Source organism: Pseudomonas sp. efr-133-TYG-23 (genome assembly GCF_030209215.1).
GTDB lineage: Bacteria > Pseudomonadota > Gammaproteobacteria > Pseudomonadales > Pseudomonadaceae > Aquipseudomonas > Aquipseudomonas rhodesiae.
The window spans coordinates 1-13,259 of sequence record NZ_JARVSL010000027.1; the positions used below are offsets into that span (position 1 = coordinate 1).

Genomic DNA, 13,259 nt, shown 5'->3' on the forward strand with positions numbered 1-13,259 from the left:
AGATCTATGTAGATGCCGATGGCCATCGGGGGCAAGCCCCCTCCCACAGCGTGCAACGCGGGTATCTATATTTCTTTGCTGAAAAGAAGCGGCTCTTTTGTGGTGAGCGGGCTTGCCCCGCGCGGGGCCGGCGCCTTCACCATAAGAACCTCGGCTTTTTAAAAGGTCGTACGAATGCCCACTTGCACGCTGCGTCCCGGTGCCGGGGCGATGTCGCGCAGGATCGAGCTGGCGTAGCGCACGGTCTGGTTGGTGAGGTTTTCACCGTTCACAAAGGCCAGCCATTGGCTACCGCCGACGTTGAAGCGGTAGCCGGCACTGGCGCCCAGGGTGGTGTAGCCATCGGTGCCGCTTTCGTTATCCGGTACGCGGCCCTGGCCGGCGGCATGCTCCACGTCGATGCGCGCCTGCCAGCGGTCCAGTTCCCACAGCAGGCCGCTGTTCAAGCGCAATGGCGCAATGCGCGGCAAGGCTTCGCCGGTATCCAGGTTGGTGGCGCGGGTGTAATCGCCTGACAGTTCCAGCGCAAATTTCCCGTAGGCACCTTCTCCAAGTTTCCAGTGGTCCTGGGCTTCGAAGCCGGCGAATCGCGCACGCACACCGGAATATTCGTACTCAGGGATGCCGGCCGGGTCTTCTTCACCTTCGTCGTTGAGCGTACGACCGGTGCCCAACAAACCGATGTAATTGGAGAAGTGGCTGTAGAACACACCGAAGCTGCCCTTGTGGGTGCCATTGTCGAAACGCAGCGCCAGGTCGCTGGATACGGCTTTTTCTTTGTTCAGATTGGCGTCGCCCAACTCGAATGTGCCGGTAGCGACGTGGGCGCCGTTGGCGTACAGCTCATAAAAGGTCGGTGCCCGCTCGGTGTAGCCCAGGGTTGCGGCCAGGGACCAGATCGGCGTCAGCGTATACACCGCACCCGACGACAGGCTGCCGGCGGTGAAGTTATTGCTTTGGTCAGCCCCGGCGAAACGCGCGTTGCCCTTGGCGTCCGGGTCGACTTGGGTGTACTCCAGGCGCCCGCCAAGGCTGAGCTTGAGGCGTTCGGTGGCTTGCAGTTCTTCGAGGATAAACAGTGCGCCGGCGGTGGTGTCGGTCTGCGGCACGAAGGCTTCTTCACCCAGGGCCGAGAACTCGTTGCGCGTCACCTGGGCACCGACCACGCCATCCAGGGGGCCGATCGGCTGATGCCGCGCCTCCACCCGTGCTTCGTAGCCTTTGTTCTTGAACACCGTGCCGGTTTCGCCGCCTTCGATTTCGCGGTGTTCGTAATCGGTGTAGCCCGCGTCGAGTTTCACTGAGGTAAACGGCCCCTGCAGGTTGCGGATCTCCGACGCGAACGCGTAGTGATCCTGCTGCATGCGAATACGCACGTCCTGTTCAGCGGGCGAGCCGTAGTTGCTGTCGTAGTTGCTGTAGGACAGCCCGGCGTAACCGTCGTCCCAGGTGTAGGAGCCGCCCACTGCGCCGCCGTCCTGACGCCCGTCGCTGTTACCCAGGCGCCCGTTTTTGCCGGGGCCGTCGTCGCTGTCCGGAGCGTGGCGGCTGCGTGCGCTACCGGGGATTTTCAGGTCATTGAACGACCGCGCGCTGGCGTCCAGATGCAGCGCGAACGTGCCGTTGCCGGCCTCCAGTTTGCCGGCGCTGCTGCGGGTGGTGTCCGCGCCGCCATAGCGCAGCTCGCCGGCACCGTGGATGCCTTCGATAGCTTCGGTAGGGATGCGGTTATCGAAGGTATTGACCACGCCACCGATGGCGCTGCCGCCGTACAACAGCGCGGCGGGGCCCCGCACGATCTCGATGCGCTCTACATTGACCGGGTCCAGCGGCACCGCATGGTCGTAAGACAGCGACGACGCATCCAGCGCGCCCACGCCATTGCGCAGCAGGCGAATGCGGTCGCCGTCCTGGCCGCGAATAATCGGTCGGCTGGCGCCCGGGCCGAAGTAGGACGAGGACACCCCCGGCTGTTTGTTCAGGGTTTCACCGAGGCTGCCTTTTTGCTGCAAGGTCAGTTCATCGCCCTCCAGCACGGTGGTGGGCGAGGCCAGTTGTTCACTGCCCAGCGGATTGCCGGTAACGACTTGGGTCGGCAGTTCCAGAGCGTGGGTTTCGGTGCAGATCAACACAGCGGCGGCCAGTGGAGTCAAGCGCCAGAGGGAGGGGAGGGACATCGGACATTCCTTGGAAAAACGGCGAAAAGATTTGAAAGTTATAGTTACAATATAACATCTCTTTTCCGCTGGGAACGGGAACTTTTTTACCTGGTCTGACGGGGTGATAAGGTGTGCACCTTTCCGACCCCTTTTTTCATAGGCCTGGCATGACCGCGACAAGCAACGACCCGCTCCACGGCATCACCCTGCAACACATCCTCACTACGCTGGTGGAACATTACGAATGGCAAGGCCTGGCCGAGCGCATTGATATCCGCTGCTTCAAGAGCGACCCGAGTATCAAGTCGAGCCTGACCTTCCTGCGCAAAACCCCGTGGGCGCGGGAAAAAGTCGAAGGGCTGTACGTGAAGCTGATGCGCACCAAACGACCGTTGGATTGATCCCATGAAGCGGTATGTGGCAGCAGCGGCACTGGCCGGTTGGGTGGGCCTGGCGATTCAGCAGTACCTGATTTTCTATTCGCGCTGGGAGTCCGGCGCCAGCCTGATGGGCGGGCTGATCAACTTTTTCAGTTTCTTCACCGTGTTGACCAACACCCTGGCGGCGGTGGTGCTCAGTTATGCCCTGGTCAAACGCCCGTCGGCGGCGCAGCGGTTTTTTCTCGCGCCGGCGGTAAGTAGCGGCATCGCGGTGAGCATTGTGGTGGTGGGCGTGGCATACAACCTGTTGCTGCGACATCTGTGGCAGCCCGAAGGTTTTCAATTCATTGCCGACGAATTGCTGCACGACGTCATGCCCGTGCTGTTTGCGCTGTATTGGTGGCGTTGCGTGCCCAAGGGGCAGTTGCGTTTAACCCATATCGGCCTGTGGGTGATTTACCCGCTGGTGTACTTCGGCTACGCGCTGTTGCGGGGGGATTTGCTCGGGCAGTATCAGTACCCGTTCATCGATGTGAGCACGCTGGGTTATCCACAGGTGTTCGTGAATGCCGGCGGCATTCTGGCGGGGTTTGTGCTGATTGCGTTGCTGGTGGTGGGGATGGACAAGTCTTTGCGAGCGCCATCGCGCTGATGCGGGCATGTCAGCCGCTTCATCGTCGGCTGACATGCTGCTATCAGGAGTGGGTCTTCATCCTGCTGGAGCGATGAGTTATGCCTCTTCGCTGCCGTCAGCGCGCCAGTAGCCAACGGCCTTGAGGTATTCCTCGTTAACCCGATGCGTATCGAGCAACACCCGGCGCACCCGCCGCGCCAATTGGGTCTCGGTCGCCACAAAACAGTACAGCGAGCCCTGGGGCAATGTCAGGTTTTGCACGGTTTCCAGCAGGTCATCCTGGCCGCGCAGCACCCAGATCACCTCGACATCGGCGTCGCTGTGCAGCGTCTGGCGTTCCGCCGCATCGGCGATTTCGATCACAGCCAATACCTTGCGCCCGGCGGGCAGTTCTTCCAGGCGTCGGCCGATGGCCGGCAGCGCGGTTTCGTCGCCGATCAACAGGTAGCTGTCGAACATGTCCGGCACGACCATCGAACCCCGTGGCCCGCCGATGTGCAGGTGCTGGCCGGGTTTAGCCTGTGCGGCCCAAGTGGAGGCGGGGCCATCGCCGTGCAGCACGAAGTCGATGTCCAGTTCGCCGCATTGCGCGTCATAACGGCGCGGGGTGTAGTCGCGCATGGCCGGTTGCGGGCCGTCGCCCTTGATGTTGAACGTCGGGCTGTCCAGCGCGGCCTGTTCGGCCGCGTTGCGTGGGAACAGCAGCTTGATGTGGTCGTCGCTGCCCAGGCTGATAAAGCCCGCCAGTTCCGGCCCGCCCAAGGTGATGCGGCGCATGCGTGGAGTGATGTCGACCACGCGCAGCACGTCGAGGCGGCGGCGTTTGATCTCGTGGGTGACGCGGTGGATACCTGGCTTATTCATTGAGCTTTCCCGTCAGCGATGGCTTGGGCGGTGCCGTTGAGCAGCGCGGCGACCCGCACGATTTCTTCCGGGCTCCAGCGCCCGTGGTGCGAATGCAAGGCATGGCGCAGGTTATGCACCGCCTCGTGGATTTCCGGCGGGCGGTCGTGGCCGCGCAACGAGCGTTTGCTGACGTCCATGCGCAAACGAATGCCATCGAGGGCAACCGCCTGTTCGCTCAAGAAGAGACGACCGGCGTCGGTGATGGTGTAGCGTTTTTTCCCCCCTTCGCTGTCGCCGGCGATCAACTCGCTTTCTTCCAGGAACGTCAGCGTGGGGTAGATCACCCCAGGGCTGGGGGTGTAGGCGCCGTCGAACAAGGTTTCGATGCGGCGGATCAAATCGTAGCCATGGCACGGCTGTTCGGCGATCAGCGCCGGCAGCAGCAATTTCAAATCCCCCGGCGCAAACACCCGTGGGCCGCGCCCGCCGCGTTCGCGGCCGGGGCGTTTGTCGAAGCCGTCGCGGCTGTCACCGTGGTCTCGGTGGTGATGAGGGTCTCTCATGGTCATGCTCTCCTGTCTCATTTAGATACAACGTAAGATATATCTTATGAGTCATGCAAAAACCTCTGACGAACGGTATCGGCGCGCGCAAGCCCTTGCGAGCTGGGCTGCACTGGGTCTGCAACGGCGGCTGATCGGCTGTTTTACTCAGCAAATAAGTAGCGTTTTCAAGTGTCTGATACTAACTTGTTAGTTGGAGTTATTACTCTAAAACAGATAATAATCAGGCCCTGTACGGCATGTAGTATTCGTCTTACAGTCGAGTTGTTAATGCAAGTAGTACGCTGCATTAAGTGATGTAATAAGCGGCTTACAGTTAATATCCATGATATTGAATATCAAGGTTTTCTTCTGTCTTGTCGTGTCGTGATTAACTACTGCTTTAAACGAAAGTACTGGCTTCGCGAAAAGGCGTTTCGAGGGACTATTTACGTGCGTCGCAGGACTCGGTTTTTCGAGTTGTGCCACGCACGAAACTGAGTTTTTCAACTAACGCTCTTAATGCGATAACAGGTACTTAAAATGCTTAAAAAAACCGCTTTCGTACTGCCACTGATTGCCCTGGCTTTCGGTTCGTCCAGTGTGTTCGCTGTCGGTGAAGCGTCCAGCGTCATCAACATCAAGGCCACGATCCCGACTAAACAGTTCCACGTTCAGCCGCGTGACCCGAACTTTGGTCGTGACGAAGTCATGAACTACAACACCGTGTCCGGTGAGCTGAGTTCCTTGCGCGCCACTTACGACGTGAAAAACACCGAAGGCTCCATCAAAGCCTACATCGAAGGTGGTCCTGCTTCGTTGAGCAACGGCACCGACGCCATCGCTCTGACCAACACCTTCAACGGTGTGGTGCTGACCGGCTCGCCGCTGGAAGTGGTCGACGATGCCAGCTCCACTCCGGGTACTCAGGCTGATCTGGTGATTGCCGCGGCCAAGCCGGCTGACGGTGTCTCCGGGCTCTTCACCACCAACTACACCATCGTGTTCGATCACGAGCCTCGCGTCACTCAGTGAGGCAGGCCCGCTGATCAATAAGCGTCGGCTTATTGGGTAGTGATACCGATCGGCAGGCAGTCATGTCGGTTGATCGGTTCCCTTATTGCAGTTCGAAAATCAGAGTATTCCGTTCATGTTCCCGATGACTCCCATCGCGGCAGCGCTCGCCCTGTTGTTTTGTGCGGGCGCGTTGGCGGCAGATCCCGCCAACGGCACCACACCCCGTAGTTTGCTCTCCCAGGCCAAGGGTTTGCCGGCAGACTTTGAAGAGCATTTTTTTGATGTGCCTCTGGCGGTCAGGGTTGAACTCGATCAGGAGTTTGTTTCTGAAGCGATGGTGGTGCTATCGCGGGATGACCGCCTGACCTTGCTCGAATTCACCGACCACGACGGCAGCGTGATCAAGGACGACGAGCGCGATCGCTGGGCCGACTATCTGAAACAAGGCGTGAAACTGGGAAGCTGCGAAAGTAACTGCCCGGAAAAACTCCTGGCGGTGCACTACAACCTGGAAGGTTCCAAGGTTTCCCTGTTGACCGAGGACGCCGAACGTGACGCCGACGAAGAGCGTTACTACTTCCTGCCCACCGGCGGCAGCACCGGCTTGATCGTACGTAACCAATTGAACCTCAGTGGCGGTGAAGGCCAGGACCTGGGCGGGCGCTTCGGCCTGGATGCCAGCAGCAGCCTGGGCCTGTGGAGCCAGACCCTGAACATGCAGTTGTCGCGGCTGGGCGGGCCGGATGACCAGGACCTCAACCACGCCGTTTATTCGCTCTACACCCAGCGCGAGCTGCAAGGCAATTTCCTGCGTTTGGGCTATTTCACCCCCAACTCCGAAGGCTTGACCCGCCAACTGCGCTCCTTCGGCGCGAGCCCGGACACCGCCATCGGGGTGATGTACGGCAGCTCCGACAGCCTGATGATCAACAACCCCAAGCCTGCCGTGTATCCGATTTACGTCACCGCCAGCCGCCAGGCATCGGTGGAGATTTACCGCAATGGCCTGCTGATCAACACCCAGGCCGTCGGCAGCGGTTTGCAGAGTCTGGACACCCGTGCCTTGCCGGGCGGCATTTATGAAGTGGAAGTGCGCCTGATCGAAGACGGCCAGATCACCAGCACCACACAAGAGTTGGTCTACAAACCCAACAACTGGCGCAACCTCGACGAGCGCTGGCGCTACAACCTGTTTGCTGGCCGGGAAAGCAAACTGCTGAGCAACTACGAAGAGCAGACCAGCGGCGATCCGACCGCCGGGGTCTCGCTGAATTACCTGGCACACCCGCGCGTGGTGCTGGGCGTGTCCGGGCGCCAGGTCAAGGACAACATGCAGTACGGCACCTCCATCGATTGGACCCTGGCCAACTACGCCAGCCTGTATGCCAACCTGTACCAGACCGAAAAATACGGCACCGGCGCCGACTTCAACGCCCTCTACAACTACGGTGCCGGCACGGTGGTGTTCAACTACACCCGTAGCTGGCTCGACACCCGCAACACCTACGAAACCCTGCCCGACGGCACGCGCATCCGCCAGCGCGATGTGTTCGTCGGCCAGACCAGCAACGCATCGCTGTCCCTCAACCACCGGCTCAGCAACCTGCGTTCGATCAATGGCCGCGTGTCTTATAGCCAAGGCAATACCGATGGTTTGGGCTTGGACCTGGGCTGGACCGAACGCACCCACCTGTTCGGCAACGACGCCAACTGGCGGCTGTCGGTGTTCGACCGGCCGGCGACCGCCAGCACCGGCGACCGGCGCAACCGCGGCGTCGACCTGAGTGTCAGCCTGGCCCTCGGTGCGCCGGGCGAGCAATGGTCCGCCAGCATCGGCACCCGTACCGCCCGTGACGGCACTCGCGACAACAACGCCTCGCTGACCTACCGCAAAGACCTCAAGGATCACGTCCTGCAAAGCGTGTCGGCGACCGCGATCACCGACACTTACGGCGTCGGTCTGTCCGGCATGGCCAGTTTCCAGAACGATGTGGTTACCGGTGACGGCTTCGTCCAGCGTTCTTCGTTCAACAACGAACTGTCCGGCGGCCTGAACCTGGACAGCACCTTCGCCATGGGGCAGCGGGAAATGGTGCTCACCAGCCAGTACCACGGGTCCGGTTCCGGCTTGATCGTGGACGTGGAAACCGACGTGGATGACATCGCCCTGCGCGCCGATGACATGAGCGGCGGCAGCACGGCATTGCGGCCGGGGCGTAACTTCATTCCGGTGGCGGCCTACAAAGGCAGCTCGGTCAGCTTCGACTTCGAAGGCAACCATGGGCCGTCGGCCTCGATCCAGCCGCAACGGACGCGCTACCACCTGAACAAGGGCGGGGTGGATTACCGCAAGATCAGCGTGATGCAGACCGTCACCGTGCTCGGGCGCCTGGTCGACCCTCAGGGCAAGCCGCTCAAGGGCCTGCATGTGATCAACCACGCCACCCGTGGCGTCAGCGAAGTCGACGGCTTCTTCTCGCTTGAGATGAACGCCAGCTCGCCAACCCTCGAAGTGCGGCGCAACAACCAGTTGCTCTGCCAGTTCCGACTCGATCCTTCCAAGGCCCGTGAGGAAAGCAACGTGCTGATGATCGGCGACTTGCGCTGCACCGCGGATACGTTAGCGGAGGCCTTCAATGGCAGTGGCAAAGCGGGTTAACGGTGTGATTTTGTGCAGAGCAGGGCTCAAACGCATCCAGCGTGTGGCGATCGCGCTGGTACTGGGGGTTGCAACACCCTTGTCTTTCGCGGGCGTACTGGAAGTGACGGCAGTGTTCAAACCCGACCCGGCGAACCCTATGGTGAACAAGTTCGTCAACACCTCACCGAACTTGGGGCATTGTCTGTGGCAACCGGCGTTTTGTGAAACATGGGGCTTGGCCAGTTTGCTATCGCCCTTGAGCTTCAGTGCCAATGGGCCCATCGCCGCCGACAATGAAATGCGCCAAGGCGCCATGTTCAGAGTGCCCTCGCAGTTTCGCTCAGTGCAGGTCACGCATGTCAGGACCGGCGAGCAGCAAACGCTGGACATGCGTATTGGTGGCTTGGGTGGATGGCATGAGCTGGGCGGCAATGTCTCGCAAATGACCGGGACTGGGGGCGCCGCTGGGCATAACTTGATGTGGCGCGGCGGCTGGTGGGCCAGGGATGCTCTGCCGTGCAGGCAAACCAGCGGAACTCAAACAGTCACTTCGACGGGCTCATCGTATTTTTGGCGAATCCCGGAAGGAGATGGAACCTGTGTCAAACAGGCATTGTTCCGGGTGCCGAACTTGCGCTACACGTCGCTGTACCTGGGTTATGAGCTGCGCACGCCGAATCCGCTGAGCATGTCCTCGGGCGATTACGTGGGCAGCCTGACCTATACGGTGGGGCCGGGGATGGATTTCGATATGGGCGACGTCATGATGCCTAACGATAACGTCCTTACCTTCAACTTTACGCTGAGTGTGGAGCACGACCTCAAGGTCGAGGTCCCACCCGGCGGCAACCGCATCGAACTGGTGCCCCAAGGCGGCTGGCAAGCCTGGCTGAATCAGGGGCGCAAACCGGCGCGGCTGTTCCGTGACCAGACCTTCAATATCTCCGCGTCTTCGCGTTTCAAGATGCAGTTGGAGTGCGAGCGCGTGATGGGCAATACCTGCGCCTTGCGCAACGCCGACGGCCATCAAGTGCCATTGGATATCAGCGTCAGTCTGCCCTATGGCCTGAACCGCCCCGATGGTTCGGCGGTGAACCGTCAGCCCTTGCTGCTCAGCGGCGCGGGCACCGAGCTGTTCCAGCCTGGTTACTACGTCAATCGCCGCCCCGGCACCCTGCATTTCGAGGTCGCCAAAGAGCATGCCGACAGCATGCTGGCTCAGGGCGGTAGCACTTACTCGGGGCAAGCCACCGTTATTTGGGATTCGGATCTATGAATCGCGCATCACCGTTGAACCTTGCCGTCTTGGTCGGACTGTTGAGCCTAGGAGGGACGGGGACAGCCCAGGCCATATCCGAGAACATCACCGCGCTGTTCAAACCGGACCCTGCCAACCCCATGGTCAACAAGTTCCAGAACACCACGCCGATCAGTTCTATCTGTCAGTCGCATATCCCGACGCAGTGTCAGGCCCTGAATCTGTTCAGCCTTCGCATCCCCGGTTTTGACGCGTTGTCCAACGGCCCGATCCTGGCCAATCACGCCGATGAGCGACAGGGGTTCATGGTGCAGGTGCCGTCGCATTGGCGGAACGTGTTGGTGACGCATACCAAGACCGGAGAAACCGAAACAGTGCAAATGCGCATTGCCGGTTTTGGTGGTCTTTGGCAGGTGCCGCGTCCGCCTGGGGTTTCTGCTTGGGCGCAACCTGGGGTTGGTTGGACACAACAATGGGCAAGGGCGCCGAGCCCATGTATTTCAACCGGTCATTTGAAGGCTGGTTTGCAAACCGCTACCTATTTTTGGATGGTGCCGGAAGGCGCTGGGGTCTGCAGTCGTAAGCCCTCCCAAGAATTGGCCTATATGCGTATCTACCAGATGGAGTACGCCTATGAGCTACGGACCCCCAACCCCTTGGGAATGTCCAGTGGCGAATACACGGGCAGCCTGACCTACACAATGGGGCCTGGCGGTGATTACGATTTCGGCGATGTGCTGATTCCCACGGATAACCAACTGACCTTCAGTATTTTCCTGGAGGTTCAGCACGACCTCAAAGTCGAAGTCCCACCCGGCGGCAACCGCATCGAACTGGTGCCCCAGGGCGGCTGGCAAGCCTGGCTGAATCAGGGGCGCAAACCGGCGCGGCTGTTCCGTGACCAGACCTTCAATATCTCCGCGTCTTCGCGTTTCAAGATGCAGTTGGAATGCGAGCGCGTGATGGGCAACACCTGCGCCTTGCGCAACGCCGACGGCCATCAAGTGCCACTGGATATCAGCGTCAGTCTGCCCTATGGCCTGAACCGCCCCGATGGTTCGGCCGTGAACCGTCAGCCCTTGCTGCTCAGCGGCGCGGGCACCGAGCTGTTCCAGCCTGGCTACTACGTCAATCGCCGCCCCGGCACCCTGCATTTCGAGGTCGCCAAAGAGCATGCCGACAGCATGCTGGCTCAGGGCGGCAGCACTTATTCGGGACAAGCCACTGTTATTTGGGATTCGGATCTATGAGCAGAACATCACGATTGGCGCGCGTCGCGCTGGCCGGCCTGTTGGGCCTTGGCGCTACCGGCACGGCACAGGCGCTGTCCCAGGACATCACCGCCGAATTTATCCCCGACCCGGCGAACCCGACCAAGAACGAGTTTCGCAACACCACACCGGTGACGGGTATATGTGCCGGACACATGCCGATTCGCTGCCAGCAGATGGGGATTTTCACCATCCGCACCAGCAATTTTGCCGCCAACGCCAACGCGCCTATCGAGGCCTTTCACGAGGATCCGCGCCAAGGCGCAATGTGGAAAGTGCCGTCCGAGTGGCGGGATGTACAGGTGACCCATGCCCGTACCGGCGAAACCGAAACCGTGCAGGTGCGCATTGCCGGGATCGGGCACCGTTGGGATGTGCGCCCCAACACCAGTGCCTGGGCGCGGCCTGGGTATTCCTGGCAAGGGCAGTGGTCAACTGCGCCGAGCCCTTGCCAGAGCACCGGGTTTCTCACCGGCAACAACACCCTGGCTCTGTTCTTCTGGCTGGTGCCGGAGGGAGCGGGGGTGTGCAGCCGATTCCCCGGCACCACCATCACGCGGTTCTGGTACAGCACCTTCGAGTTCGCCTATGCACTGCGAACCCCCAACCCGTTGGGCATGTCGTCAGGGCAATACGTCGGCAACATCACCTACACCATGGGGCCGCATCAGGACTTCGATTTCGGCGACGTGGTGATCCCCAGCGACAACCAGTTGACCCTCAATTTCAGTCTGGATGTGCTGCACACCTTGCAGGTCGAAGTGCCCCCCGGCGGCAACCGCATCGAACTGGTGCCCCAGGGCGGCTGGCAAGCCTGGCTGAATCAGGGGCGTAAACCGGCGCGGCTGTTCCGTGACCAGACCTTCAATATCTCCGCGTCTTCGCGTTTCAAGATGCAGTTGGAATGCGAGCGCGTGATGGGCGACACCTGCGCCTTGCGTAACGCCGACGGCCATCAAGTGCCACTAGATATCAGCGTCAGCCTGCCCTATGGCCTGAACCGCCCCGATGGTTCGGCGGTGAACCGCCAGCCCCTGTTGCTCAGCGGCGCGGGTACCCAACTGTTCCAGCCTGGGCACTACGTGAATCGCCGGCCCGGCACCCTGCATTTCGAGGTTGGCCGAGAGCACACCGACAACATGCTGAGCCAGGGCGGCAGCACCTATTCGGGGATGGCCACGGTGATCTGGGATTCGGACCTGTAAACGACGTCACACGTGTTATTGGAGAGCGTTATGTGGAGCAAATATGTGTGGGCCTTGTGGTTGCTGTGCGGCCTGCCGCTGGGGGCGCAGGCCGGGCCCAGCCTGAATGTCGGGGTGTTTTACGACTACCTGGACGGTGACAAGAGCACCTACCTCAAGCGCGTGTTCAACAGCGGCGACAGCACGGCGTTCGTCAGGGTCCAGGTGCTGGAGATCCTTTACAACGCCGACGGCACCTCCGAAGAGGTGGAAGTCAAACCCGCCACCGACGCAAGTTTGCGCGATGGCCTGATGGCCAGCCCCACGCGCTTGATCGTGCCGGCCAACGGCATGCAGGGCACGCGTCTGCTGTACCTGGGCGAGCGGGAAAAAGAGCGTTATTTCCGCGTGCGCTTCGTGCCGGTGATGCCGGAAAAGGACGACGAGTTCGCTCTCTCGGAAGAAGAACGCGAAGCCTATAAAGGCGCTTTGTCTGCCGGGGTAACGGTATTGGCGGGCTATGGCACGGTGTTTTTCGTGCGGCCTAAGGACGCGCGTTTCCAGACCGGCGTCGACGACAGCGCCGGCCATTACCGCCTGAGCAACGCGGGCAACAGTGTGGTGGTGGTCGACGAATTCAAGGACTGCTCCGCGGCCGATCCCAAGGACTGCCAGCCAACCACCAAGAACCACATTCTGCCCGGTCGCACGTTTGGTTTTGACAAGCAAAAGGGGCGGACCTACCGCTTCACCCTGATCGAAGGCAGCGACAAGAAACCTTATGAGGTCAAAGGATGAGAGTCAGTAAACGCACCCATCGTGGGTGGAAACGAGGCGGTCCGGCCCTGCTGGGCCTGGTGCTGCTCACCGGTGGCGCGGTGTTCAGCCCTGCGGCACAGGCGGTTCGTGAAGTGCAAGTGTTCGATGTGTCGGTGACCATCCCCACCCAGGATTTTTACGTGTTGCCGATCACGCCCGGTTTTCTGGAGCGCGAACAACAGATGATCTGGGACCTGGTGCCGGGGCGCCTGCGGCCCTTGCGGGAACACTTCGACGTCAAGAGTTCCGCCGGCGGCATCAATGCGCGCCTGGGTGCGTTGCCCACCCTGTTCAACGGCGGGCGTACCTACATCGACCTGAGCGTCACGTTCAACGGCCAAGTGCTGAGCCTGGAGGACACCCTGGTGGTGCCCCAGGACGAAGCGCGCCAGGGCAAGCGCGTGCTACTGGATATCTCGGCCGTCGAGCCGCCGGATGGGTTTACCCCAGGTGACTACTACGGCAGCGTCGAGCTGCTGTTTGATGCGGTGAGGCCATGATGGTGTGC

The 13,259-nt window shown here is 60.8% G+C and carries 12 protein-coding genes; 9 read left to right on the forward strand and 3 right to left on the reverse strand.

From position 1 onward, the window contains the following. Window positions 1-158: 158 nt before the first annotated feature. Window positions 159-2,177, reverse strand: a complete 2,019-nt coding sequence (locus tag QRN41_RS17875) for a TonB-dependent receptor (protein WP_285421931.1) — start codon at window positions 2,175-2,177, stop codon at window positions 159-161. A 149-nt stretch (window positions 2,178-2,326) separates the two neighbouring features. Between QRN41_RS17875 and QRN41_RS17880 the strand changes: the two genes are divergently transcribed. Then, window positions 2,327-2,560: a VF530 family protein gene (locus QRN41_RS17880; RefSeq protein WP_285421932.1), complete on the forward strand. Its 234-nt coding sequence runs from the start codon at window positions 2,327-2,329 to the stop codon at window positions 2,558-2,560. Between the two features lie 4 nt (window positions 2,561-2,564). Further along, complete coding sequence (locus QRN41_RS17885; protein WP_285421933.1) at window positions 2,565-3,191, forward strand: Pr6Pr family membrane protein; 627 nt, start codon at window positions 2,565-2,567, stop codon at window positions 3,189-3,191. Window positions 3,192-3,269: 78 nt separating this feature from the next. On the opposite strand, the gene QRN41_RS17890 is transcribed toward QRN41_RS17885, so the two are convergent. After that, window positions 3,270-4,037, reverse strand: a complete 768-nt coding sequence (locus tag QRN41_RS17890; RefSeq protein WP_285421934.1) for a siderophore-interacting protein — start codon at window positions 4,035-4,037, stop codon at window positions 3,270-3,272. Beyond that, entirely contained in the window at window positions 4,034-4,582 is a 549-nt protein-coding gene (locus tag QRN41_RS17895; RefSeq protein ID WP_034096085.1) for a PadR family transcriptional regulator, read from the reverse strand. Before QRN41_RS17895 ends, QRN41_RS17890 begins: the two co-directional genes overlap by 4 nt. 522 nt (window positions 4,583-5,104) lie before the next feature. Here QRN41_RS17895 and QRN41_RS17900 point away from each other — a divergent pair. From QRN41_RS17900 to QRN41_RS17930, 7 genes are all read left to right on the forward strand, one after another. Further along, window positions 5,105-5,596 (forward strand): CS1 type fimbrial major subunit, encoded by a 492-nt coding sequence (locus QRN41_RS17900; RefSeq protein ID WP_285421935.1) that lies wholly within the window; start codon window positions 5,105-5,107, stop codon window positions 5,594-5,596. A 115-nt stretch (window positions 5,597-5,711) separates the two neighbouring features. After that, window positions 5,712-8,237, forward strand: coding sequence for a CS1-pili formation C-terminal domain-containing protein (locus tag QRN41_RS17905; protein WP_167416373.1), 2,526 nt, complete (start codon window positions 5,712-5,714; stop codon window positions 8,235-8,237). Next, window positions 8,215-9,495, forward strand: coding sequence for a hypothetical protein (locus QRN41_RS17910; protein ID WP_262383461.1), 1,281 nt, complete (start codon window positions 8,215-8,217; stop codon window positions 9,493-9,495). The genes QRN41_RS17905 and QRN41_RS17910 overlap by 23 nt, the downstream gene beginning before the upstream one ends. Then, a complete protein-coding gene (locus tag QRN41_RS17915) occupies window positions 9,492-10,727 on the forward strand; it encodes a hypothetical protein (RefSeq protein ID WP_184336243.1) in 1,236 nt (411 codons plus the stop codon). The genes QRN41_RS17910 and QRN41_RS17915 overlap by 4 nt, the downstream gene beginning before the upstream one ends. After that, window positions 10,724-11,953 carry a hypothetical protein gene (locus tag QRN41_RS17920; protein WP_285421936.1) on the forward strand — a complete coding sequence of 410 codons (1,230 nt, stop codon included), beginning with the start codon at window positions 10,724-10,726 and terminating at the stop codon, window positions 11,951-11,953. The genes QRN41_RS17915 and QRN41_RS17920 overlap by 4 nt, the downstream gene beginning before the upstream one ends. A gap of 30 nt (window positions 11,954-11,983) precedes the next feature. After that, on the forward strand, window positions 11,984-12,730 hold the full coding sequence (locus QRN41_RS17925) for a pilus assembly protein (RefSeq protein WP_052229510.1): 747 nt from the start codon (window positions 11,984-11,986) through the stop codon (window positions 12,728-12,730). Further along, window positions 12,727-13,251, forward strand: a complete 525-nt coding sequence (locus tag QRN41_RS17930; protein ID WP_123480605.1) for a CS1 type fimbrial major subunit — start codon at window positions 12,727-12,729, stop codon at window positions 13,249-13,251. The genes QRN41_RS17925 and QRN41_RS17930 overlap by 4 nt, the downstream gene beginning before the upstream one ends. Window positions 13,252-13,259 lie beyond the last annotated feature (8 nt).